General features: G+C 69.9%; 20 protein-coding genes and 2 tRNA genes. 8 read left to right on the top strand and 14 right to left on the bottom strand.

Translation table 11 applies throughout. The features are described 5' to 3' along the window. Nucleotides 1-4: 4 nt before the first annotated feature. The gene (locus ACIGXE_RS10690; protein WP_399745629.1) at nucleotides 5-1267 is read right to left on the bottom strand and encodes an MFS transporter; all 1263 of its coding nucleotides are present in this window, start codon (nucleotides 1265-1267) and stop codon (nucleotides 5-7) included. Nucleotides 1268-1398: 131 nt separating this feature from the next. Further along, nucleotides 1399-1471 (bottom strand) — tRNA-Ala (locus tag ACIGXE_RS10685). Nucleotides 1472-1603: 132 nt separating this feature from the next. On the opposite strand from ACIGXE_RS10685, the gene ACIGXE_RS10680 reads away from it, so the two are divergent. Next, on the top strand, nucleotides 1604-2149 hold the full coding sequence (locus tag ACIGXE_RS10680) for a helix-turn-helix domain-containing protein (protein WP_399745627.1): 546 nt from the start codon (nucleotides 1604-1606) through the stop codon (nucleotides 2147-2149). A 48-nt stretch (nucleotides 2150-2197) separates the two neighbouring features. Further along, the gene (locus tag ACIGXE_RS10675) at nucleotides 2198-3526 is read left to right on the top strand and encodes a serine/threonine-protein kinase (RefSeq protein WP_399745625.1); all 1329 of its coding nucleotides are present in this window, start codon (nucleotides 2198-2200) and stop codon (nucleotides 3524-3526) included. Here ACIGXE_RS10675 and ACIGXE_RS10670 read toward each other — a convergent pair. The 12 genes from ACIGXE_RS10670 to dnaA all read right to left on the bottom strand — a co-directional run bounded on the left by ACIGXE_RS10670 (nucleotide 3513) and on the right by dnaA (nucleotide 17978). Then, nucleotides 3513-4823 (bottom strand): hypothetical protein, encoded by a 1311-nt coding sequence (locus ACIGXE_RS10670; RefSeq protein WP_399745623.1) that lies wholly within the window; start codon nucleotides 4821-4823, stop codon nucleotides 3513-3515. The genes ACIGXE_RS10675 and ACIGXE_RS10670 overlap by 14 nt on opposite strands. 169 nt (nucleotides 4824-4992) lie before the next feature. After that, nucleotides 4993-5127, bottom strand: coding sequence for a DLW-39 family protein (locus ACIGXE_RS10665; protein WP_003958712.1), 135 nt, complete (start codon nucleotides 5125-5127; stop codon nucleotides 4993-4995). Between the two features lie 159 nt (nucleotides 5128-5286). Beyond that, nucleotides 5287-5460 carry a hypothetical protein gene (locus ACIGXE_RS10660; protein WP_399745621.1) on the bottom strand — a complete coding sequence of 58 codons (174 nt, stop codon included), beginning with the start codon at nucleotides 5458-5460 and terminating at the stop codon, nucleotides 5287-5289. A gap of 138 nt (nucleotides 5461-5598) precedes the next feature. Beyond that, nucleotides 5599-5675: transfer RNA gene (locus ACIGXE_RS10655), tRNA-Ile, on the bottom strand. A gap of 121 nt (nucleotides 5676-5796) precedes the next feature. Next, the gene (locus ACIGXE_RS10650) at nucleotides 5797-6381 is read right to left on the bottom strand and encodes a DUF3566 domain-containing protein (protein ID WP_399745619.1); all 585 of its coding nucleotides are present in this window, start codon (nucleotides 6379-6381) and stop codon (nucleotides 5797-5799) included. 96 nt (nucleotides 6382-6477) lie between these two features. Further along, nucleotides 6478-9075 (bottom strand): DNA gyrase subunit A, encoded by a 2598-nt coding sequence (gene gyrA, locus ACIGXE_RS10645; RefSeq protein ID WP_399745617.1) that lies wholly within the window; start codon nucleotides 9073-9075, stop codon nucleotides 6478-6480. Nucleotides 9076-9116: 41 nt separating this feature from the next. After that, nucleotides 9117-11147 (bottom strand): DNA topoisomerase (ATP-hydrolyzing) subunit B, encoded by a 2031-nt coding sequence (gene gyrB / locus ACIGXE_RS10640; protein WP_399745615.1) that lies wholly within the window; start codon nucleotides 11145-11147, stop codon nucleotides 9117-9119. 350 nt (nucleotides 11148-11497) lie between these two features. Beyond that, complete coding sequence (locus ACIGXE_RS10635) at nucleotides 11498-12058, bottom strand: DUF721 domain-containing protein (protein WP_399745613.1); 561 nt, start codon at nucleotides 12056-12058, stop codon at nucleotides 11498-11500. A gap of 13 nt (nucleotides 12059-12071) precedes the next feature. Continuing rightward, a complete protein-coding gene (gene recF / locus ACIGXE_RS10630) occupies nucleotides 12072-13193 on the bottom strand; it encodes a DNA replication/repair protein RecF (RefSeq protein ID WP_399745611.1) in 1122 nt (373 codons plus the stop codon). A gap of 56 nt (nucleotides 13194-13249) precedes the next feature. Further along, complete coding sequence (gnd, locus tag ACIGXE_RS10625) at nucleotides 13250-14128, bottom strand: phosphogluconate dehydrogenase (NAD(+)-dependent, decarboxylating) (protein WP_399745609.1); 879 nt, start codon at nucleotides 14126-14128, stop codon at nucleotides 13250-13252. 111 nt (nucleotides 14129-14239) lie between these two features. Then, on the bottom strand, nucleotides 14240-15370 hold the full coding sequence (gene dnaN, locus ACIGXE_RS10620; protein WP_399745607.1) for a DNA polymerase III subunit beta: 1131 nt from the start codon (nucleotides 15368-15370) through the stop codon (nucleotides 14240-14242). Between the two features lie 829 nt (nucleotides 15371-16199). Continuing rightward, a complete protein-coding gene (gene dnaA, locus ACIGXE_RS10615) occupies nucleotides 16200-17978 on the bottom strand; it encodes a chromosomal replication initiator protein DnaA (RefSeq protein ID WP_399745605.1) in 1779 nt (592 codons plus the stop codon). Nucleotides 17979-18357: 379 nt separating this feature from the next. On the opposite strand from dnaA, the gene rpmH reads away from it, so the two are divergent. The 6 genes from rpmH (at nucleotide 18358) to rsmG (ending at nucleotide 21904) form a co-directional block, all read left to right on the top strand. Beyond that, on the top strand, nucleotides 18358-18495 hold the full coding sequence (gene rpmH, locus ACIGXE_RS10610; RefSeq protein ID WP_015659252.1) for a 50S ribosomal protein L34: 138 nt from the start codon (nucleotides 18358-18360) through the stop codon (nucleotides 18493-18495). A 21-nt stretch (nucleotides 18496-18516) separates the two neighbouring features. Then, on the top strand, nucleotides 18517-18888 hold the full coding sequence (rnpA, locus tag ACIGXE_RS10605) for a ribonuclease P protein component (RefSeq protein WP_399745603.1): 372 nt from the start codon (nucleotides 18517-18519) through the stop codon (nucleotides 18886-18888). Beyond that, nucleotides 18885-19211, top strand: a complete 327-nt coding sequence (gene yidD, locus ACIGXE_RS10600; protein ID WP_376627304.1) for a membrane protein insertion efficiency factor YidD — start codon at nucleotides 18885-18887, stop codon at nucleotides 19209-19211. The genes rnpA and yidD overlap by 4 nt, the downstream gene beginning before the upstream one ends. A 3-nt stretch (nucleotides 19212-19214) precedes the next feature. Then, complete coding sequence (gene yidC, locus ACIGXE_RS10595; RefSeq protein WP_399745600.1) at nucleotides 19215-20531, top strand: membrane protein insertase YidC; 1317 nt, start codon at nucleotides 19215-19217, stop codon at nucleotides 20529-20531. A 29-nt stretch (nucleotides 20532-20560) separates the two neighbouring features. Further along, nucleotides 20561-21070, top strand: a complete 510-nt coding sequence (locus ACIGXE_RS10590; protein ID WP_399745598.1) for a protein jag — start codon at nucleotides 20561-20563, stop codon at nucleotides 21068-21070. A gap of 117 nt (nucleotides 21071-21187) precedes the next feature. Then, entirely contained in the window at nucleotides 21188-21904 is a 717-nt protein-coding gene (gene rsmG / locus ACIGXE_RS10585) for a 16S rRNA (guanine(527)-N(7))-methyltransferase RsmG (protein WP_399745596.1), read from the top strand. The last annotated feature ends 83 nt before the right edge of the window (nucleotides 21905-21987 follow it).

The raw sequence follows: 21987 nt of genomic DNA, 5'->3' as shown, positions 1-21987 counted from the left end.
CCCACTACGCCTTGACGGGCTCCCCCACCACCGCGGCCGCCGCCCGCCCGCGGGCGCGCTCCGCCCAGCGCACCGCCGGCCCTGTCGCCAGCCCCGTGACCAGGAAGATCGCGCCCAGGACGAGCCAGCCCGCGACGCCCCAGCCGATCAGCAGCGTGGTGACGAGCAGCGGCCCGAGCGTCCTGGCGACCGGCACGCCCGTGCCGTAGAAGCCCTGGTACTGGCCGACCCGGTCGGCCGGGGCGAGCGCGAGGCCGATCTGCCACGAGCCCGCGGAGTGCCGCATCTCGGCGACCACCTGGAGGACCGCGCCCAGGACGAGCACCGCGACCGTCGGCCAGGTACCCAGGCCGGCGGCCGTCAGCGCGAAGACGGCGCACGAGGCGAGCATGACCAGGCCGGAGCGGCCCACCGCCCGGGTGGCCTCGGGCAGCCCGGTCACCGAGCGCGCCGCCCGCACCTGAAAGAGCATCACCGCACCCGTGTTGAGGACGAACAGCGCGGAGACCGTCCAGCCGGGCGCCGAGGTGCGCCCCGTGATCCACAGTGGCAGGGCCAGGCTGAGCAGCGGCAGCCGGAGCAGCAGCAGCGCGTTGAGGAGCGTGAGCACGGCGTACGGGCGGTCGCGCAGCACCACGAGCCGCGGCTCGCCGCCGGGCGCGGCCGGGGTGCCGGGCAGCGGCGGCAGGCCGCGCAGCAACAGGGCGCAGACGAGGAAGCCCGCGGCGTCGAGGGCGAACACGGCCAGGTAGCCGCCGCGGGTGCCGGAGCTCAGCGCGAGGCCGCCGAGCGCGGCGCCGACGGCGAGGCCCGCGTTCAGGGTGGCCTGGAGCCGGGCCAGCACCCCCACCCGAGCGCTGGGTTCGACGAGGCCGGCGAGGAGCGCCTGGCGGGCCGCGGCCAGGCCGCTCTGGGCGGTGGCGTACACGGCGGCGGCGAGCAGGAACGGGACGAAGGAGCGGATGAGGAGGAAGGAGGCGACGGCCGCGGAGGTCGTCAGGGCGAGCAGGACGGCGATCCCGCGCGGCCCGCGCCGGTCGGCGAGGTGCCCGAGCGGCACCCCGGCGAGCGAGCCGATTCCCCAGGCGACGGCGAGCCCGGCGCCGATCTGCGGGGCGGAGAGGCCGACGATCCGGGAGAAGTAGAGCGCCGAGGTCACGTAGAAGGCGCCGTCGCCGACGGAGTTGCTGAGCTGTGCCGCGAGCAGCGCCCGGTGAGTCCTCGTCCGTGTGTGCGTCGTCCCCGTCGCCCGCTTCGTGATCGTCATGGACACGACCGTACGAAGCTTTGGCCCACCACACCCGGTCCATTCCGGGGTCGTTCCACTGGGCCACTTCAAGGGGCACGAAAAAGCTCCCTGCCCGCGTTTCCGCAGGTCAGGGAGCTTTTCTTCCGGAGTGGAGCCTAGGGGAGTCGAACCCCTGACATCTGCCATGCAAAGACAGCGCTCTACCAACTGAGCTAAGGCCCCGGAACGACAACAGAGTACCGGGTCACCCCCCGTATTCCGCAAAAGGATTGGGACTCCCCGTGGGCGACCACGCTCCGTAAGATGCTGATCGGGGTTCGCAGTGGCGAACCCAAGGGATGGGGAGAAGTAGTAATGGATACAGCGCAGCAGGAAGCCACGGCCAGAGCCCGGGAGCTTCAGCGCAGTTGGTACGGAGAGCCGTTGGGGGCGCTCTTCCGTCGGCTGATCGACGATCTCGGGCTGAACCAGGCCAGGCTGGCGGCCGTCCTCGGCCTCTCGGCACCCATGCTCTCCCAGCTGATGAGCGGCCAGCGGGCCAAGATCGGCAATCCCGCCGTCGTCCAGCGTGTCCAGGCCCTGCAGGAGCTCGCCGGCCAGGTCGCCGACGGCAGCGTGAGCGCCGCCGAGGCCACCGACCGGATGGACGAGATCAAGAAGTCCCAGGGCGGCTCCGTCCTGACCGCGAGCAGCCAGACCACCACCAGCGGCGCGCCCACCGTGCGCCGGGTGGTCCGCGAGATCCAGTCCCTGCTGCGCTCCGTGGCCGCGGCCGGCGACATCATCGACGCGGCGGACTCCCTCGCGCCCGCCCACCCCGAACTGGCAGAGTTCCTCCGGGTGTACGGCGCGGGGCGCACCGCCGACGCCGTCGCCCACTACGAGGCGCACCAGAACTGACGCCGGCACGGCGGCATCCGAGACGGTACGGGGAGCGGACGCAGCGCGATGGGTGAGGTCTTCGCTGGTCGGTACGAGCTGATCGATCCGATCGGCCGTGGTGGGGTCGGCGCGGTCTGGCGCGCCTGGGACCAGCGGCGCCGCCGCTACGTGGCGGCCAAGGTGCTCCAGCAGAGCGACGCCCACACCCTGCTGCGCTTCGTCCGCGAGCAGGCGCTCAGGATCGACCACCCGCACGTCCTCGCCCCGGCCAGCTGGGCCGCGGACGACGACAAGGTCCTCTTCACGATGGACCTCGTGGCGGGTGGTTCCCTGGCCCACGTCATAGGGGACTACGGCGCGCTGCCGCCCCGCTTCGTGTGCACCCTGCTCGACCAGCTGCTGTCCGGTCTCGCCGCGGTGCACGCGGAGGGGGTCGTGCACCGCGACATCAAGCCGGCGAACATCCTGATGGAGGTCACCGGCACCGGACGGCCGCACCTGCGGCTGTCCGACTTCGGCATCTCGATGCGCAAGGGCGAGCCCCGGCTCACCGAGACCAACTACGTGGTGGGCACGCCCGGTTATTTCGCGCCCGAGCAACTGATGGGCGCCGAGCCGGACTTCACCGCCGACCTGTTCGCGGTCGGTCTGGTCGCGCTCTATCTGCTCCAGGGCCGCAGGCCGGACTCCCAGGCCCTGGTGGAGTACTTCCGGACGCACGGCACCCCGGGCGCCCCGCAGGGCATCGCGGAACCGCTGTGGCAGGTCCTGGCGGGCCTGCTGCAGCCGGACCCGCAGGCCCGGTTCAAGACCGCGACGGGAGCCCGGAAGGCGCTGAACGCGGCGGCCGAGCTGCTGCCGGAGGCCGGGCCCGGCGACGAGCCGGTCGAGATCTTCGACCAGATCGGCCCGCTGCCGGCCGGCTTCGGCCCGGACGGCCCCGAGCGACCGGCCGCCGGCCCCGCGGACGCGCCCGCCGCCCCGGCCCCCGCGCCCGTACCCGTGCCGGGGCAGGGTCGGCCGGACCGGCCCGCCCCGCAGCCGCCGGCGCCCGCGCAGCACGTGCCGAGCCCGTCCGAGACGGGCAGCTTCCATCTGCCGCCCCCGCCGCAGGCGGCCGTGCGGACGCCCACCCGGCCGGCGGGCGTCCCGCCGTCCCCGGCGTACGCCCCGGCGCCGGCCCCCGTGCCGGCTCCGGCCCCTTCCCCGGCCTCCTTCGCCCAGGCGCCCACGGCCGCGGTGCCGCACGAGCAGGTCGCCCCTACTCCTTACACCGCTCAGCCGGTTCAGGTTCCCGCGCGCCGCCCGGGACCACCCGCGAAGGTGGCGATCCCGGTGCTCGTCGCCGCGGTCGTGTGCTTCGCCGTGGGGATCTGGGCGCTCATCCAGGCATAGGTCCGGCGCCCGCCCCGCGCCGGGCGAGCAGCCACCAGGCGCCCAGGCCGAGGACGAGCACGGTCCCGGCGCCGATGCCGGCCATGCCGACGACCCTCAGGGTGCCGCTCTCGGCCGCCTGCGGGCCGCTCTGGCCGCTGGCGGCGGCGTCCCGGTCCTCGTCGGTCACCGCGAACGGCCCCGCCGCGCCGTCGTACCCCGGGCCGGCCTTGGGCTGTCCGGTGAGGTTCACCCGCAGGTTCAGCGGCAGCGGCTTGTCCCCGTACGTCTTGGCGATCTCGGGGCTGAGCGTGGCCGACAGGTAGTACCAGCCGGCGAACCGCAGTCCGCTGGTGGCCTCGTCCGACGAGAAGCGGTTCTCGTAGGCGACCGGCCGCTGCGGCTCCAGCGCCATGGTCACCTGGTCGCCGTCGTACGTGAGCGACTCGCGGGCGACGTGGCCGCCCGCCGGGTTCGTCAGGGAGAGCACGAGCGCCTGGGAGACGTAGGTGTCGGCGGCCGGGCTGCTGCCCAGCTCGGCGGTGGCGAAGAGCTGCTGGCCCCAGTCGACCGGCACCCGGTAGAAGAGCGTCTGGCCGGGCCTGATGTCGGTCCGCCACTCGCCCTGCCGGAGCGAGGTCGCGTCGTGGAGCCCGGCGCCGCCGTCGCGCCGCTGCGGGCCTCCCGAGGGCGGCTGGGGCGTGCCCGAGGCCCAGTTCTCCGGCAGCGCCGTCGGGCCGGTCTTCTTCAGGCCCGGCTCGGTCAGGAAGCGGATCTCCAGCTGCCAGTCCGCGGGGTCGGACTCCGGCTTCGAGTTCCGCTCGACGAGCACGTAGTACGCCCCGGCCTGCTGGCAGGACGTCGACTCCGGGTTGATGGTGCGGTGGGCGTACGCGGTGATCGGCCGGGGGAACTCGGAGGAGCCGAAGTCGGTGTCCTGGTAGCCGCACTGCGTGCTGGAGCCGTCCTCCAGGCTCACCTTGATGCCGTCGCCGTACGCGGCCTTCCCGCCCGGCTTGGGGACGGCGACGACCGAGACGTAGGCGTTCTGCTTCGCGTCGAGGTCGACACGGTAGTAGAGCTTGCCGTCCTTCTTGATCGTGTCCCGATAGGTCTGCCGGGGCTTCAGCCGCTCGGCGTCCAGGTTGGACACGGCGCCTTTCACCTGCTGGGCGCCCTCGTCGAAGGCGTACCCGGAGTCGCCGTCCGCCCACGCCGCGCCCGGCAGCAAAGCCGCCGCGCACACCGCCGCGGCCAGCACACCCGCCGTACGCCCTCCCGCCGTACGCCCGGCAGCCCGTTGCCTCTTCACGCTCATCCCCTCGTCGAGTCCGTGCCGGCCCATCCTGCCCGCCCGTCCCGCCGAGACCCTACAAATTTGCAACAGCAAGCCATCTGTTCGCGAGCGTGAACATCAGGGGCGCGGAGACAGAGCGAGGCCCCGGCCGCTCGCAGCGGCCGGGGCCTCGCCCAGACGGTTCTTCGTCTCACACACCCGAACCTGCGGGCACGGAGTCGGTCGCCTCCGTCCACAGATCCTGCTCGGCGCGATCCGCCTGGATCTGGCGGTACACGAGGAGCCCGCCGATGGCGGCCAGTGCGACCAGGAGAAGCTTCTTCACCGCGCGACCTCGTCTTTCGTTGACGTAGGAGACTTCTGACGCCCACTCTACACACCGGCCGATACCGATCGGTGACCTAGGCCGCCAACACGTCCGCCCATGCAATCGGCCCGGACGGGTGAACCGTCCGGGCCCGCCTTGACCCGCCCCGGGGCAGGGCTAGCTGTTGTACGCCACAACCATCCCCATGACGACCAGGGCCACCACGAACATCATGATGCAGCCGCACGCGGCCCCGGACGCTTCCTCGATGATGCCCTTGGGCTTCGGCTGCGACCTCTGGTGGTCCCTGATCCCCCGGGCCACCGCACGCCTGATCTCGTCCTCGTTCACGCGAACCGTCCCCCTGGCCTCGACGCGTTGATCAACTCACGTCAACCTACCGTCAGGGACCGGGGGCAAGCCGGGGGTCAAGATGTCCCCCGTGAATGCCGAAGACCCCCAGTCGCGATCGACTGGGGGTCTTCGTGCTGGTGGGGCTAACAGGATTTGAACCTGTGGCCTCATCCTTATCAGGGATGCGCTCTAACCAACTGAGCTATAGCCCCGCCGCGCTTTGCGGTGTGTGTCCCGCGCGCTGACTCCTGAAGATTAGCGCACGTGGGGGCCAGTCCCAAAATCCGATCCCGGGACCGGCCCCGCGCGGGTCATCCGCAGGTCATCCGCGGGTCACTCGTCCTCGGCGAGCGTGAGCTCGACACCGCCCACGAAACCGGCGGACAGGTTGTAGATGAACGCGCCCAGCGTCGCCAGGGCGGTCATCAGGACGACGTCGATCACCGCGATCACCGAGGTGAACATCAGCACGCGCGGCAGCGACAGGAAGGACTGCAGGTCGAAGCCGTTCGACTCGTTGGAGCCGGTCGCCTCGCTGATCGTGCCGCCCACGGTCGAGAAGACGCCCATGGCGTCCATGACCATCCACAGCACCGCCGCGGCCACGACCGTGCAGATGCCGAGCGCGATGGAGAGCAGGAAGCTCACCTTCATCACCGACCACGGATCGGCCTTGGCGACCCGCAGCCGCGCCTTGCGCGTCCGCGGGGTCGTCCGCGCCCCTGTACGGGGCTTGCGCGTCGCGGCGGCGCCCTGGCCGCCGGACGTGGCGCCGCCGCCCGCCGGCACGCCCTGAGCAGGCGTGCCGTAGGCCTGCGGCGGATGGTACGGGCCCTGCGGCTGCGTCCCCCCGCGCTCGCCGGGCAGCGGCCCGTTGTACGTGTCGTACGAGGGTCTCTGCCCCCGAGTGTCCGTCACCGTAACCCCCTGGGAGTCCGTGGCGGAGCCACGGGCACCGCTCGATCCTTCGGACCGGCCGTCGGCCGAACCGGCGCCCGTGGCTCCACTCACGCTCTACTCCTCGTGCTCCCCGGTCGCGGGCTCCGTGCCCTCGACCGCCTCGGCCGTCTCCACACCCTCGACAGCTTCCGCTGCTTCGTCACCGTCTTCGTCCTCGCCGCCGGCCTCGGCGTTGCGGGCGATGCCGACGACGGCGTCACGCTTGCCCAGGTTGATCAGCTGGACGCCCATGGTGTCACGGCCGGTCTCCCTGACTTCGTTGACTCGCGTACGAATCACACCACCGGACAGCGTGATGGCGAGGATCTCGTCGGTCTCCTCGACCACCAGCGCGCCCACGAGCGAACCGCGGTCCTCCACGATCTTGGCGGCCTTGATGCCGAGGCCGCCGCGACCCTGGACGCGGTACTCGTCGACCGCGGTGCGCTTGGCGTAGCCACCGTCGGTCGCGGTGAAGACGAACGTACCCGGCCGGACGACATTCATCGAGAGCAGCTCGTCGTCCTCGCGGAAACTCATGCCCTTGACGCCGGAGGTGGCGCGGCCCATCGGGCGCAGCGCCTCGTCCGTGGCGGTGAAGCGGATCGACTGCGCCTTCTTGGAGATGAGCAGCAGATCGTCCTCGGCGGACACCAGCTCGGCGCCGATCAGCTCGTCGTCGCTGCCGTCCTCCCGCTCGCGCAGGTTGATCGCGATGACGCCGCCCGAACGCGGGGAGTCGTAGTCCTTCAGGGCGGTCTTCTTCACCAGGCCGGCCTTGGTGGCGAGCACCAGGTACGGCGCGGCCTCGTAGTCGCGGATCGCCAGGATCTCGGCGATCTGCTCGTCCGGCTGGAAGGCCAGCAGGTTGGCCACGTGCTGGCCACGGGCGTCCCGGCCGGCGTCCGGCAGCTCGTACGCCTTGGCCCGGTAGACCCGGCCCTTGTTGGTGAAGAACAGCAGCCAGTTGTGGGTGGTGGTGACGAAGAAGTGGTCGACGATGTCGTCCTGCTTCAGCTTCGTGCCGCGCACGCCCTTGCCGCCGCGCTTCTGCGAGCGGTAGTCCTCGGTCTTCGTCCGCTTCACGTAGCCGCCACGCGTGATGGTGACGACGATGTCCTCCTCGGCGATCAGGTCCTCGATGGACATGTCGCCGTCGAAGGGCACCAGCTGGCTGCGGCGGTCGTCGCCGAACCTGTCGACGAGGGCCGCGAGCTCCTCGCTGACGATCGCCCGCTGCTTCTCGGGCGAGGCCAGGATGGCGTTGTACTCGTTGATCTTCGCCTGCAGCTCGTCGTGCTCGGCGACGATCTTCTGGCGCTCCAGGGCGGCGAGCCGGCGCAGCTGCATCTCGAGGATGGCGTTGGCCTGGATCTCGTCGATCTGCAGCAGGCCCATCAGGCCCTCGCGGGCGACCTCGACCGTGTCGCTGCGCCGGATGAGGGCGATGACCTCGTCGATCGCGTCGAGCGCCTTGAGCAGACCGCGCAGGATGTGGGCGCGCTCCTCGGCCTTGCGCAGCCGGAACTTCGTCCGGCGCACGATGACCTCGATCTGGTGCGTCACCCAGTGGCGGATGAACGCGTCGAGGGAGAGGGTGCGCGGCACGCCGTCGACGAGCGCCAGCATGTTGGCGCCGAAGTTCGTCTGCAGGTCGGTGTGCTTGTAGAGGTTGTTGAGGACGACCTTGGCGACGGCGTCCCGCTTGAGCACGATGACCAGGCGCTGGCCGGTGCGCGAGGAGGTCTCGTCGCGGACGTCGGCGATGCCGCCGATCTTGCCGTCCTTCACCAGGTCGGCGATCTTCTGCGCGAGGTTGTCCGGGTTGACCTGGTAGGGCAGCTCGGTGACCACCAGGCACTGGCGGTTCTGGATCTCCTCGACCTCGACGACCGCGCGCATCGTGATGGAGCCGCGACCGGTGCGGTACGCCTCCTCGATGCCCTTGCGGCCGACGACGAGCGCGCCCGTCGGGAAGTCGGGGCCCTTGATGCGCTCGATGAGCGCGTCGAGCAGCTCCTCGTGGCTGGCCTCGGGGTTCTCCAGGTACCACTGGGCACCGGCGGCGACCTCGCGCAGGTTGTGCGGCGGGATGTTGGTCGCCATGCCGACCGCGATGCCGGCGGAGCCGTTGATCAGCAGGTTGGGGAAGCGGGAGGGCAGGACGGTCGGCTCCTGGGAGCGGCCGTCGTAGTTGTCCGTGAAGTCGACGGTCTCCTCGTCGATGTCGCGGACCATCTCCATCGACAGCGGCGCCAGCTTGCACTCGGTGTAGCGCATGGCGGCGGCCGGGTCGTTGCCCGGGGAGCCGAAGTTGCCGTTGGAGTCGACGAGCGGCATCCGCATGGCCCAGGGCTGGGCGAGGCGGACCAGGGCGTCGTAGATCGACGAGTCGCCGTGCGGGTGGTAGTTGCCCATGACGTCGCCGACGACGCGGGCGCACTTGTAGAAGCCCTTCTCGGGCCGGTAGCCGCCGTCGTACATCGCGTACAGGACACGGCGGTGCACCGGCTTGAGGCCGTCGCGTACGTCGGGCAGCGCGCGGGACACGATGACGGACATCGCGTAGTCGAGGTACGAGCGCTGCATCTCGGTCTCGAGCCCGACGGGCTCGATCCGCAGCTGCGGGCCCTCTTCTTCGTCGGTGGTCACAGGAGTGTTTTCGTCGGCCATTGCTGGTCGTCAGTCCTTTCGTACGGTCAGCTGAGACCGACTCAGATGTCGAGGAAGCGAACGTCCTTGGCGTTGCGCTGGATGAACGAGCGCCGCGCCTCGACGTCCTCGCCCATCAGCACCGAGAAGAGGTCGTCGGCCTGGGCGGCGTCGTCCAGGGTGACCTGACCGAGCACGCGGTGCTCGACGTCCATGGTGGTGACGCGCAGCTCCTCGGCGTTCATCTCGCCGAGACCCTTGAAGCGCTGGATCGAGTCTTCCTTGATCCGCTTGCCGTTCTGCTTGCCCAGCTCGACGAGCGCGTCGCGCTCGCGGTCCGAGTACGCGTACTCGAAGTCGTCCCGGCCCCACTTGATCTTGTAGAGCGGCGGGCGGGACAGGTAGACGTGACCGGCCTCGACCAGCGGACGCATGAAGCGGAAGAGGAAGGTCAGCAGCAGGGTGTTGATGTGCTGGCCGTCGACGTCGGCGTCCGCCATCAGGATGATCTTGTGATAGCGGAGCTTCTCGATGTCGAAGTCCTCGTGGACACCGGTGCCGAAGGCGGAGATCAGCGCCTGGACCTCGGTGTTCTGCAGGATCTTGTCGATCCGCGCCTTCTCGACGTTCAGGATCTTGCCGCGGATCGGCAGGATGGCCTGGTACATCGGGTTGCGGCCGGACTTCGCCGAGCCGCCGGCGGAGTCACCCTCGACGATGAAGATCTCGCACTTGGTGGGGTCGTTCGACTGGCAGTCGGAGAGCTTGCCCGGCAGGGACGCCGACTCCAGGAGACCCTTGCGGCGGGTCAGGTCGCGGGCCTTGCGGGCGGCCACGCGCGCGGTGGCGGCGGTGATGCCCTTGCGGATGATGTCCGCGGCCTCGTTGGGGTTGCGGTCGAACCAGTCCGTCAGGTGCTCGAAGACGACCTTCTGGACGAAGGTCTTCGCCTCGGTGTTGCCCAGCTTGGTCTTCGTCTGGCCCTCGAACTGCGGTTCGCCCAGCTTGACCGAGATGATCGCGGTCAGACCCTCGCGGATGTCGTCGCCCGTGAGGTTGTCGTCCTTCTCACGGAGCAGCTTCTTGTCGCGCGCGTACTTGTTGACGAGCGTCGTCAGCGCGGCGCGGAAGCCCTCCTCGTGCGTACCGCCCTCGTGGGTGTGGATCGTGTTCGCGAAGGAGTACACGCCCTCGCTGTACGAGGAGTTCCACTGCATCGCGATCTCGACCGAGAGCATCCGCTCCTTGTCCTCGGCCTCGACGTCGATGACGGTGGGGTGGATCAGGTCGCCCTTGCGCGAGTTGAGGTACTTCACGAAGTCGACGATGCCGCCCTCGTAGTGGTACTTCACCGTGCGGGCGGCGGGCTCGGCGGCCGCCTCCGCGTCCGGGTCGTCGGCGCCGACCGTGGCCTTCGCGGACTCGCGCTCGTCGGTGAGCGCGATCGTCAGGCCCTTGTTGAGGAAGGCCATCTCCTGGAAACGGCGCGAGAGCGTCTCGAAGGAGTACTCGGTCGTCTCGAAGATGTCCGGGTCGGACCAGAAGGTGACCGAGGTGCCGGTCTCGTCGGTCTCCTCGTGCTTCGCGAGCGGGGCGGTCGGGACGCCCATCTTGTAGTCCTGCGTCCAGCGGTGGCCGTCGGTCTTCACCTCGACGGCGACCTTCGTGGACAGGGCGTTCACGACGGAGACGCCGACGCCGTGCAGACCACCGGAGACCGCGTAGCCGCCGCCGCCGAACTTGCCGCCCGCGTGCAGCACGGTCAGGACGACCTCGACGGCCGGCTTGCCCTCGGACGGGACGATGCCGACCGGGATGCCACGGCCGTTGTCGACGACGCGCACGCCGCCGTCGGCGAGGATCGTCACGTCGATGGTGTCGGCGTGCCCGGCCAGGGCTTCGTCGACCGAGTTGTCGACGACCTCCTGCACCATGTGGTGCAGACCGCGCTCACCGGTCGAGCCGATGTACATGCCGGGGCGCTTGCGCACCGCATCCAGGCCCTCGAGGACCTGGATGTTGCTGGCGGTGTACTGGTTGTTCTCGTTGGGGTTGCCGGAATCGGCCACGAAGCGCCCTTTCTGGCACAGCACAGGCCGTTCTCCGGGCATACGGGAGCGGCTGCGTCGTTCGACTTGTTCCGCAGGGTGGCGGGATTGTCTTCCAGTCTACCGGTACCACTGACACTCATGGGGGTTTGCCGGTACCTGAATGCTCATGTGCCGCCCTCAACGACGGCGAGACGACTCCCCATATCCGGGAAGGGGCTCCAGACGCCCCTGACGGCCACCTAGCGCTTCGGGTCGTAGCGCGCAGTGTCGACCGGAAGGCGGCACCGCGGTTCGGGGGGATTCGTCCCGCCGGAGCGGGACGGGTGGGCACAAACCACCCGCGGCGGAAACGTCTCTCCCGGGTGGGCACCACGACGGTGCCCGGGCTCGGCTCAGCCGTACGTGTCCCCGGGCCCCGTGGACCCGGGCGCCCGGAGCGGCCCGTAACCACGGCGGGGACCGCCGGGTCCGAGCACCTTGATCATCCGTACCGTCCCGTGCCCCAGGTCCTCGTTGAGTCGCGCGACCAGCCGCGGCGCCAGCAACCGCAGCTGCGTCGCCCAGGCCGTGGAGTCGCACTGCACGGTCAGCACCCGCTCCTCCGGGTCCTCGTCGTACTTCAGCGGCACGCAGTGCTTCGCCAGGTCCTCGCCGACGATCTGCGGCCAGCGCCCCATGACCCCGCCGACCGCCGCCGGCGTCTCCCAGCCCCGCTCGGTGATGAGGCGGTTGATCGCGGCGCCGAGCGCCAACGGGTCGCGCCCGTCGGCCCGCGCGCCGGAGCGCAGACCGCCACCGCGCCGGGCCTGCTTCTTCTGCGCCGCGGCCGCGCCCCGCGCCCGCGCCTGCTCCTTGGCGGCGCGCAGCGCGACCCGGGCGAGATCCACCCCCGAGGGCTCCGGGGTCGCGGCCGCCGACTTGTCCACAGGCTGTGGGGAAGTTTCGCCGTTCATCGCCGTCCTACTCTCAGACCCGTTCCACCGCACCGCCGGACACCGCGTACCGGGCGCCCGCGAGCACGCCCGGCACGTCGTCGTCGACCGCGGCCGTGACCAGCACCTGCTCGCCGGGCGCGACGAGCTCCGCGAGCCGCTCGCGCCGGCGCGCGTCGAGCTCGGCGAAGACATCGTCGAGGACGAGCACCGGCTCGTTGCCCTCGGCACGCAGCAGGTCGTACGAGGCCAGGCGGAGCGCCAGCGCGTACGACCAGGACTCGCCGTGGCTCGCGTACCCCTTGGCCGGCAGGTCGCCGAGCTTGAGCAGCAGGTCGTCGCGGTGCGGTCCGACCAGCGTGACGCCCCGCTCGATCTCCTGCTTGCGCACGTCGGCGAGCGCGGCGATCAGCTGTCCGTACAGCTCCTCGCGGGTGTGCCCGGAGCCGGGCGCGGACGGCTTGTACTCCAGCTGAACGGGCCCGCCGCCCGGAGCCAGCTGCTCGTACGCCTTGTCGGCGAGCGGGCGGAGCATGCCGATGAGGTCGAGCCGCTGGGCGAGCAGCTCGGCGCCGGCCCGGGCCAGGTGCTGGTCCCAGACGTCCAGGGTGGACATGTCCATGGAGCGGCCGCCGTGCCGCCGGGCCATCGCGGCGGACTTCAGGAGCGTGTTGCGCTGCTTGAGCACCCGCTCGTAGTCGGAGCGCACGCCCGCCATGCGCGGCGCACGCGCCGTGATCAGCTCGTCGAGGAAGCGCCGGCGCTCGCCGGGGTCGCCCTTGATCAGCGCCAGGTCCTCCGGCGCGAACAGCACCGTGCGGATGATCCCCAGCACGTCACGGGGCCTGACCTGCGAAGACCTGTTGATACGGGCGCGGTTGGCACGTCCCGGGTTGAGTTCGAGCTCGACCAGCTGGGAGCGCTCGCCCTGGGTGACGGCGGCCCGGATGATCGCCCGCTCCGCGCCCATGCGCACGAGCGGGGCGTCGGAGGCGACGCGATGGCTGCCGAGGGTGGCGAGATAGCCGACCGCCTCGACGAGGTTGGTCTTGCCCTGACCGTTCGCCCCCACGAACGCGGTGACGCCCGGATCGAGCGGGACCTCGACCCGGGCGTACGAGCGGAAGTCGGCCAGCGACAGATGCGTGACATGCATGGTGGGCGCCGACCTTCCCCCGGCTGCTGTGCACCGCGGGGTGCACAGCCTGTGGATTACTTCTTCGTCTCGACCGCGTGGCCGCCGAACTGGTTGCGCAGCGCGGCGATCATCTTCATCTGCGGCGAGTCGTCCTGACGCGACGCGAACCGCGCGAACAGCGACGCGGTGATCGCCGGCAGCGGTACGGCGTTGTCGATGGCGGCCTCGACGGTCCACCGGCCCTCGCCGGAGTCCGACGCGTAGCCGCGCAGCTGGTCCAGGTGCTCGTCCTCGTCGAGGGCGTTGACCGCGAGGTCGAGCAGCCACGAGCGGATGACGGTGCCTTCCTGCCAGGAGCGGAAGACCTCGCGCACGTCGGTGACGGAGTCGACCTTCTCCAGGAGCTCCCAGCCCTCGGCGTAGGCCTGCATCATCGCGTACTCGATGCCGTTGTGGACCATCTTCGCGAAGTGGCCGGCGCCGACCTTGCCCGCGTGGACCGAGCCGAACTCGCCCTCGGGCTTCAGCGCGTCGAAGATCGGCTGGACGCGCGCCACGTGCTCGGCGTCGCCGCCGTACATCAGCGCGTAGCCGTTCTCCAGGCCCCAGACGCCGCCGGAGACGCCGCAGTCGACGAACCCGATGCCCTTGGCGGCGAGCTCCTCGGCGTGCTTCTCGTCGTCGGTCCAGCGGGAGTTTCCGCCGTCCACGACGATGTCGCCGGGGGAGAGCAGGTCGGCCAGCTCGTCGATGGTCGACTGGGTCGCCGCACCCGCGGGGACCATGACCCACACGACGCGCGGACCCTTGAGCTTGCCCACAAGCTCTTCGAGGCTGTGGACATCGGCGAGGTCCGGGTTGCGGTCGTATCCGATGACGGTGTGGCCGGCGCGGCGAATGCGCTCGCGCATGTTGCCGCCCATCTTGCCGAGACCGACGAGACCGAGCTCCATCAGAGATTCCTTAAGCGTCGTGTGCGGTTCGTACCCGGGTCCGAGCCTACGCCCGGACCCCCGTGCACACCTGTGGGGTCAGCCGCTCAGTCGACGGCTCGTGTCCCGGCGTCAGCCGCTCAGGCGGACCGGCATGATCAGGTACTTGTAGGCCTCGTCCGCCTCCGCGTCGACCGCCGGCCTGCCGCTCAGGAGCGCGGGCTTCGTCGAGGTCGTGAAGGAGAGCTGGGCGACCGGGGAGTCGATCGCGCTCAGGCCGTCCAGCAGGAACGTCGGGTTGAAGGCGATCGAGATGTCGTCGCCGTCCAGCTGCGCGTCCACCCGCTCCACAGCCTGTGCGTCGTCGCTGGAGCCGGCCTCCAGGATGAGCACGCCCTGCTCGAAGCTGAGCCGGACGGGCGTGTTGCGCTCGGCCACCAGGGCCACGCGCTTGACGGCCTCGACGAAGGGGGCGGTCTCGATCACCGCGACCGAGTTGAACTCGGTGGGGAAGAGCGTCCGGTACTTCGGCAGGTCGCCTTCGAGCAGACGGGTGGTGGTGCGGCGGCCCGCGCCCTCGAAACCGATCAGGCCCTCGCCCTTGCCGGAGCCGGAGAGCGCCAGGGTGACCGTGTCACCGCTGGTCAGCGACTTGGCGGTGTCCAGAAGGGTCTTCGCCGGCACCAGGGCGACGGCGGAGGCGTCCGGGGACTCCGGCTTCCACAGGAACTCGCGCACGGCGAAGCGGTAGCGGTCGGTGGAGGCCAGGGTGACCGTGTCGCCCTCGATCTCGATGCGCACACCGGTGAGGACGGGCAGCGTGTCGTCACGGCCGGCGGCGATGGCCACCTGGGCGGCGGCGGCCGCGAAGACCTCGCCGGGGACGGTGCCGGTCGCGGTGGGCATCTCCGGCAGCGCCGGGTACTCCTCCACAGGCAGGGTGTGGAGGGTGAAGCGGGAGGAGCCGCAGACCACGGTCGCCCGTACACCGTCTGTGGAGATCTCCACCGGACGGTTGGGGAGGGCGCGGCAGATGTCGGCGAGCAGGCGGCCGGAGACGAGGACGGTGCCGTCCTCCTCGACCTCCGCCTCGACGGAGACCCGGGCCGAGACCTCGTAGTCGAAGCTGGAGAAGCTCAGCGCGCCGTCCTCGGCCTTCAGCAGAAGGCCCGCGAGCACGGGCGCCGGCGGACGGGCCGGAAGGCTGCGGGCCACCCACGCCACCGCCTCCGCGAGTACATCGCGCTCCACCCGGATCTTCACCGGAACCGCCTCCTGCTTGTTGCTGGCTCTTCGTCGACTGCGGGATCCAGTCTGACGTACGCCACCGACACTCGGTGCGGCTCGGGGTCAAGTCGCGACAAGAGGTCGCCGAGGCTCCGGGCTCGAGTTGTGCACAGCCCCCGCTTCAAAGCGGATTCCGAGCTAACTATGAGTGGGAGTAGTAGTAGGGCCTGTGGAAACCGTGGATAACGCCGTTTTCGCAGGTCAGCGCCCGTTTTTTGTCCACTGCCCCTGTGGGTGGCACCGGTGGACAACCGGGGTGTTCTGTGGACACGCGAAAGTTCTGCACACCCGATTCACAGGGCAGGGGGAGTTCTCCCCAGTGCTGTCCCCAGCTTTCCCCAGGTTCCCCACAGCCCAAACGTCTCCCTTGGTGTGACCGCTTTCACTCGCCTCGGTGAGGACCCGTGTTTCGTTGCCGAACAGTGGACAGCGGTGTGGAGAAGCTGTGGGCAACCGCCTGCTCCCTGTGGGCGGGCGGTGGACAACCTCGCGGGGCCCCTGTGGACGGATCTTTCATCCACAGCCTGTGGAGATCGTTTGCCAACAATTCCACACCCCTCTGAGCTGGTGTGATGGGTTGTCACCAGGGTCGCCTGTGGAAGCAATCCGGATAACTCGGCAGTCCCCACCCTGTGGACGGGAGATCATCCCCCAATCTGTGGAGAACCCGCCACCGGAACGGCCTAATCGAACACCGGCGGGCCGCCCCCCAGGCCGCCCCAGGGCCGAGCGCCCGCCCGGGAACGCCGAAGGGCGCCCCGGGAGGTGTCCCGGAGCGCCCTTCACAGGCCGCTGAGAGCGTGCGTCAGCCGTTCTTGATGCGGTTGGTCAGCTCGGTGACCTGGTTGTAGATGGAGCGCCGCTCGGCCATCAGCGCGCGGATCTTGCGGTCCGCGTGCATGACCGTGGTGTGGTCGCGCCCGCCGAACTGCGCGCCGATCTTCGGCAGCGACAGGTCCGTGAGCTCACGGCACAGGTACATGGCGATCTGCCGGGCGGTGACCAGCACGCGGCTGCGGGAGGAGCCGCACAGGTCCTCCACCGTCAGACCGAAGTAGTCGGCCGTCGCCGCCATGATGGCGCCGGCCGTGATCTCCGGCGCCGAGTCCTCGCCGCCCGGGATCAGGTCCTTGAGCACGATCTCGGTGAGTCCGAGGTCCACCGGCTGCCGGTTGAGGCTCGCGAACGCGGTCACGCGGATCAGCGCGCCCTCCAGCTCGCGGATGTTCCGCGAGATCCGGGAGGCGATGAACTCCAGCACCTCCGGCGGGGCGTTCAGCTGCTCCTGCACGGCCTTCTTGCGCAGGATCGCGATGCGCGTCTCCAGCTCCGGCGGCTGCACGTCGGTGGTGAGACCCCACTCGAAGCGGTTGCGCAGCCGGTCCTCCAGGGTCATCAGCTGCTTCGGCGGCCGGTCCGAGGAGAGCACGATCTGCTTGTTCGCGTTGTGCAGCGTGTTGAAGGTGTGGAAGAACTCCTCCTGCGTCGACTCCTTGCTCGCGAGGAACTGGATGTCGTCGACCAGCAGGATGTCCACATCCCGGTAGCGCTTGCGGAACGCGTCGCCCTTGCCGTCGCGGATCGAGTTGATGAACTCGTTCGTGAACTCCTCCGAGCTCACGTACCGCACCCGGGTGCCCGGGTAGAGGCTGCGCGCGTAGTGCCCGATCGCGTGGAGCAGGTGGGTCTTGCCGAGCCCCGACTCCCCGTAGATGAAGAGGGGGTTGTACGCCTTCGCCGGAGCCTCGGCCACGGCGACCGCCGCCGCGTGCGCGAAGCGGTTCGAGGAACCGATGACGAAGGTGTCGAAGAGGTACTTGGGGTTCAGGCGCGCGTGCTGCTCGCCGGGCGCGCCGGCTCCGGTGCCCTGACCGGTCGAGGAGCCGCCCATGCCCGGGCCGCCCGCGCCCATTCCGCCGGGGCCCGGCCCGCCGGGCCGGGGACCCTGGGGTTCGGGCAGCTCCGCGCGCTCGGGGCGCTGCGGCTGCTCGTACGCGGGGCGCTCGTCGTAGCGCGGCTGCGGGGACTGCGGCCGGGCGGTCGCGTAGGGGTCGCGCTCCTGGAAGCCGCCGAGCCGCTGCTGCTGCCAGGAGAGGTCCTCCTGGGCGCGCGGCCAGGAGCCCGGCTCGGGGCGCTGCTGGTACTCGCCGGGGTAGGCGGGGCGGGCGGTCGGCAGGCCGTCGTCCGGCATCGGCCGCCCGTAGTCGTCGTACTTCTCGTACTGGTCGTAGGAGCCGTAGGGTTCCGCGGGCGGGCGCTCGTCGTAGCGCGGCTGCTGCTGGTGCTGCTGCCGGGTCGGCGGGGCGGGCTCGCCGGCGGAGTCGTCGACGGTGATCGCGATCCGGATCGGCCGGCCGCAGGCGCGGCTCAGCGCCTCGCTGATCAGCGGGGCGAGGCGGCCTTCGAGCACCTGCTTGCCGTACTCGTTGGGAACGGCGAGCAGCGCGGTGTCGGCCACCAGTGCGAGCGGCTGGCAGCGCTCGATCCACTGCTTGTCCTTGGGCTCGATGCCCTGGCCTTCGCCGAGGAGCTGTTCCAGCACGCGCGGCCACACTGCGGCAAGATCGGCAGGTACGTCAGCCACGGGGCACGCTTCCTCGCAGGTCCCACGAATGTGTGGTTCTCGGGACGGTGGGTCGAAGTCCGTAAGGACAGGTAAGGACAGAACGGAAAAGATTGCGGAGTCCAGCCACGGTAGTCGCGGCGGCTGACGTGGTTCAAGTTGTTGTCCACAGCCTGTGCACAGAGGACCCCGGTGACCGGTCGGTTTGACCGGATGGCGTAGCCGCGCGTACCGTAACCAGGTCGAGTTGTCGATGGCTGCTGCCGCCTGCCTCCGATGGGCGAAGATCACCATATGTGATCGCGAAGCGGTGCACTCGGGCGTATGCGAGCTACTCGTGGGCGCACGGTGACAGCCAGGCGATGTCCCGCCACCAACGAATCATTACTGGAGCCCCCGAGTGAGCAAGCGCACCTTCCAGCCGAACAACCGTCGTCGCGCGAAGACCCACGGCTTCCGCCTGCGCATGCGTACCCGTGCCGGCCGTGCCATCCTGGCGAACCGCCGTGCCAAGGGTCGCGCGAGCCTGTCCGCCTGATCTGTCTAAACAGGTCATGACGTGCTGCCTACCGAGAATCGGCTGAGGCGGCGCGAGGACTTCGCGACCGCGGTACGCAGAGGACGCCGGGCCGGACGCCCGCTCCTCGTCGTCCATCTACGCAGCGGTGCAACGGACCCGCACGCGCCTGGGGAGAGCGCTCCCCCGACGCGTGCGGGTTTCGTCGTGAGCAAGGCCGTAGGCGGCGCGGTCGTCCGCAACCAGGTGAAGCGTCGCCTGCGCCATCTCGTGCGTGAGCGGCTCACCGAGCTGCCCCCCGGTAGCCTGGTGGTCGTACGGGCGTTGCCCGGAGCCGGTGACGCCGACCACGCACAGCTGGCCCGAGACCTGGATGCCGCTCTCCAGCGGTTGCTGGGAGGGGGCGCGCGATGAAGTACCCGCTGCTGGCTCTCATCAAGCTGTACCAGTGGACGATCAGCCCGCTCCTGGGCCCCGTCTGCCGGTATTACCCGTCGTGTTCCCACTACGGATTCACGGCCATTGACCGGCATGGCGCGATCAAGGGCACTGCCCTGACCGCCTGGCGCATCCTGCGGTGTAATCCGTGGTCGCCCGGCGGCGTGGACCATGTTCCCCCGCGTAAGCGGCCGCGCTGGCACGAGATGCTGCGCAACGCCCTGCGCGGAGACAAGGGCGGGTTCTCCGCCGAGACGAGCCCGGCCGCAGAGACCTCGCCCAATGCTCAAGGAGCCTGATTAGTGGACACGATTGCCAATTTTTTCAGCTTCATCACCACACCTGTCTCATGGGTGATCGTCCAGTTCCACAAGCTGTACGGGGCGATCTTCGGCCCTGACACGGGCTGGGCCTGGGGCCTGTCGATCGTTTCCCTCGTGGTGCTGATCCGCATCTGTCTGATCCCGCTCTTCGTGAAGCAGATCAAGTCGACGCGGAACATGCAGGCGCTCCAGCCGAAGATGAAGGCGATCCAGGAGCGCTACAAGAGCGACAAGCAGCGTCAGTCCGAAGAGATGATGAAGCTGTACAAGGAGACGGGCACCAACCCGCTCTCCTCGTGCCTTCCCATCCTGGCGCAGTCGCCGTTCTTCTTCGCTCTGTACTCGGTGCTCTCCCACATCGCCGAGGGCAAGACGATCGGCGTCATCAACCAGTCGCTGCTCGACAGCGCCCGTCAGGCACACATCTTCGGCGCCCCCCTGGCCGCGAAGTTCACGGACAGCGCCGAGAAGGTCGAGGCCCTCGGCGCCTCGATCACCGATGTGCGCATTGTCACCGCGATCATGATCATCATGATGTCGGCCTCGCAGTTCTTCACCCAGCGCCAGCTGATGATGAAGAACGTCGACCTCACGGTGAAGACCCCGTACATGCAGCAGCAGAAGATGCTGATGTACATCTTCCCGCTGATCTTCGCCGGCATGGGCATCAACTTCCCCGTCGGTGTCCTCGTCTACTGGCTGACCACCAACGTGTGGACCATGGGCCAGCAGATGTACGTGATCAACCAGAACCCGACGCCGGGCAGCAAGGCCCAGGACGCTTACCTGCAGCGCCTGCTCAAGAACGTCAGCCACCACGGTGAGGTTCGCGGTCGCCGCCGGAAGAACATCGTCAAGGCCATCGTCGCCAAGGGCGCCGATCGCAACGAGAACGAGCGCCGCTTCTTCGTGGGTCTGTCGAAGGCCGGCTTCACCGCCCAGGCCGACGGCACCGTGATCAAGGGCGCCACCGTGACCGCCGAGGCGGAGGGCGGTGTCACCACCCGTCGCCAGCAGCCCAAGCGCCAGACCAAGGCCCAGCGCCAGGCGGCGGCCGGCCAGCAGCCCTCGGACGCCAAGCCCTCGGACGAGAAGACCGACGAGGTCCAGGAGACGACGGCTCCCTCGCTGGAGAAGAAGCCGCAGTCGCAGGCCAAGGGCGCCAAGGCCGGTGCCCAGGGCACGGAAGAGCAGCCGGCCCGGCCGAGCCGGGCCAACTCCGGCGGCTCCCGCCAGGCCAAGTCCGGCCAGCGCAAGGGCCAGCAGCGGCCCAAGCACCCCTCCTCCAAGAAGTAAGCCTCCACGAAGCAAGAAGGAGTCCATCCGTGACGGAAGGCACCACCTCCGCCGCCGAGGGTGGCGACACCCTGACCCGCCTGGAGCAGGAGGGTGAGATCGCGGCCGACTACCTCGAGGGCCTGCTCGACATCGCTGACCTCGACGGTGACATCGACATGGACGTCGAGGCGGACCGGGCCTCGGTCTCGATCATCAGCGACGCCGGCAGCCGTGACCTGCAGAAGCTCGTCGGCCGTGACGGAGAGGTGCTGGAGGCCCTTCAGGAGCTGACGCGGCTCGCCGTGCACCGGGAGACCGGCGACCGCAGCCGTCTGATGCTCGACATCGCGGGCTTCCGCGCCAAGAAGCGGGCCGAGCTCGCCCAGCTGGGCGCCAAGGCCGCGGACGAGGTCAAGGCCTCCGGCCAGCCGGTCAAGCTGGACCCGATGACGCCGTTCGAGCGCAAGGTCGTGCACGACGCGGTCGCCGCGGCCGGTCTGCGCAGCGAGTCCGAGGGCGAGGAGCCGCAGCGCTTCGTCGTCGTGCTCCCTGCCTGAACCCTCTCGTGAGGTCGGCCCCGTCTGTTCGCAGGCGGGGCCGAACTTTGTCAGCCTGATAGTCAGCCACCCCGTGCGCTCGCACGGTACGCGTACGGTACGGAAGGACGGTTCCCCGTGACGGAGGCAGCGGAGCTTCCCCAGGCGCCGGAGCAGGCGCGGACAGTCTTCGGCGAGTACTTCCCGGAGGCGGTCCGGTACGCGGAGCTCCTGGCGGACGCCGGGGTGAAGCGAGGTCTCATCGGCCCGCGTGAGGTTCCCCGGCTGTGGGAGCGGCACCTTCTGAACTGTGCCGTCCTCTCCGAGGTCGTTCCCGAGGGCGTCACGGTCTGCGACGTCGGCTCCGGTGCCGGCCTGCCCGGTATCCCGCTGGCCCTGGTCCGCCGGGATCTGAAGATCACGCTGCTGGAGCCGCTGCTCCGCCGGACGAACTTCCTCCAGGAGGCCGTGGAGCTGCTCGGTCTCGACCATGTGACCGTGGTCCGCGGCCGGGCGGAGGAGATGCTGGGCAAGCTTCCGCCCGTGCATGTCGTGACTGCGCGGGCCGTGGCGCCGCTGGACCGGCTGGCCGGCTGGGGCGTGCCGCTGCTCCGTCCCTACGGAGAGATGCTCGCGCTGAAGGGCGACACCGCGGAGGAGGAGATCGACGGTGCTCGCGCCGCGCTCTCCAAGCTCGGCGTGGTGGAGGCCTCCGTGCTGCATGTGGGCGAGGGGGTCGTCGACCCGATGACCACGGTGGTCCGGGTCGAGTGCGGGGAGAGCCCCGGTGGTGTGAGGTTCGCCGCCAAGCGCGCCAAGGCGGCCCGGTCCGCTCGGCCCCGTCGCCGCCGCTGATCCTGGCCGATCCTTACCCGCCGATTCGTGCCCGCTGATCCGTACAAGCTGCGATACGTACAGATTTCGGAGTGTCGAGCAGC

The sequence above is a fragment of the Streptomyces sp. NPDC053431 genome (assembly GCF_044544925.1).
Taxonomy (GTDB): domain Bacteria; phylum Actinomycetota; class Actinomycetes; order Streptomycetales; family Streptomycetaceae; genus Streptomyces.
The sequence above is the reverse complement of the archived record's forward strand: the minus strand, read 5'-3'. Positions and strand labels throughout refer to the sequence as shown.

Bases quoted from the DNA above. Each gene is read 5' to 3' on its own strand.
- ACIGXE_RS10690 (WP_399745629.1), bottom strand. From the start codon at position 1,267: ATGACGATCACGAAGCGGGCGACGGGGACGACGCACACACGGACGAGG.
- ACIGXE_RS10680 (WP_399745627.1), top strand. From the start codon at position 1,604: ATGGATACAGCGCAGCAGGAAGCCACGGCCAGAGCCCGGGAGCTTCAG.
- ACIGXE_RS10675 (WP_399745625.1), top strand. From the start codon at position 2,198: ATGGGTGAGGTCTTCGCTGGTCGGTACGAGCTGATCGATCCGATCGGC.
- ACIGXE_RS10670 (WP_399745623.1), bottom strand. From the start codon at position 4,823: ATGAGCGTGAAGAGGCAACGGGCTGCCGGGCGTACGGCGGGAGGGCGT.
- gyrA (WP_399745617.1), bottom strand. From the start codon at position 9,075: ATGGCCGACGAAAACACTCCTGTGACCACCGACGAAGAAGAGGGCCCG.
- ACIGXE_RS10635 (WP_399745613.1), bottom strand. From the start codon at position 12,058: ATGAACGGCGAAACTTCCCCACAGCCTGTGGACAAGTCGGCGGCCGCG.
- recF (WP_399745611.1), bottom strand. From the start codon at position 13,193: ATGCATGTCACGCATCTGTCGCTGGCCGACTTCCGCTCGTACGCCCGG.
- gnd (WP_399745609.1), bottom strand. From the start codon at position 14,128: ATGGAGCTCGGTCTCGTCGGTCTCGGCAAGATGGGCGGCAACATGCGC.
- yidD (WP_376627304.1), top strand. From the start codon at position 18,885: ATGAAGTACCCGCTGCTGGCTCTCATCAAGCTGTACCAGTGGACGATC.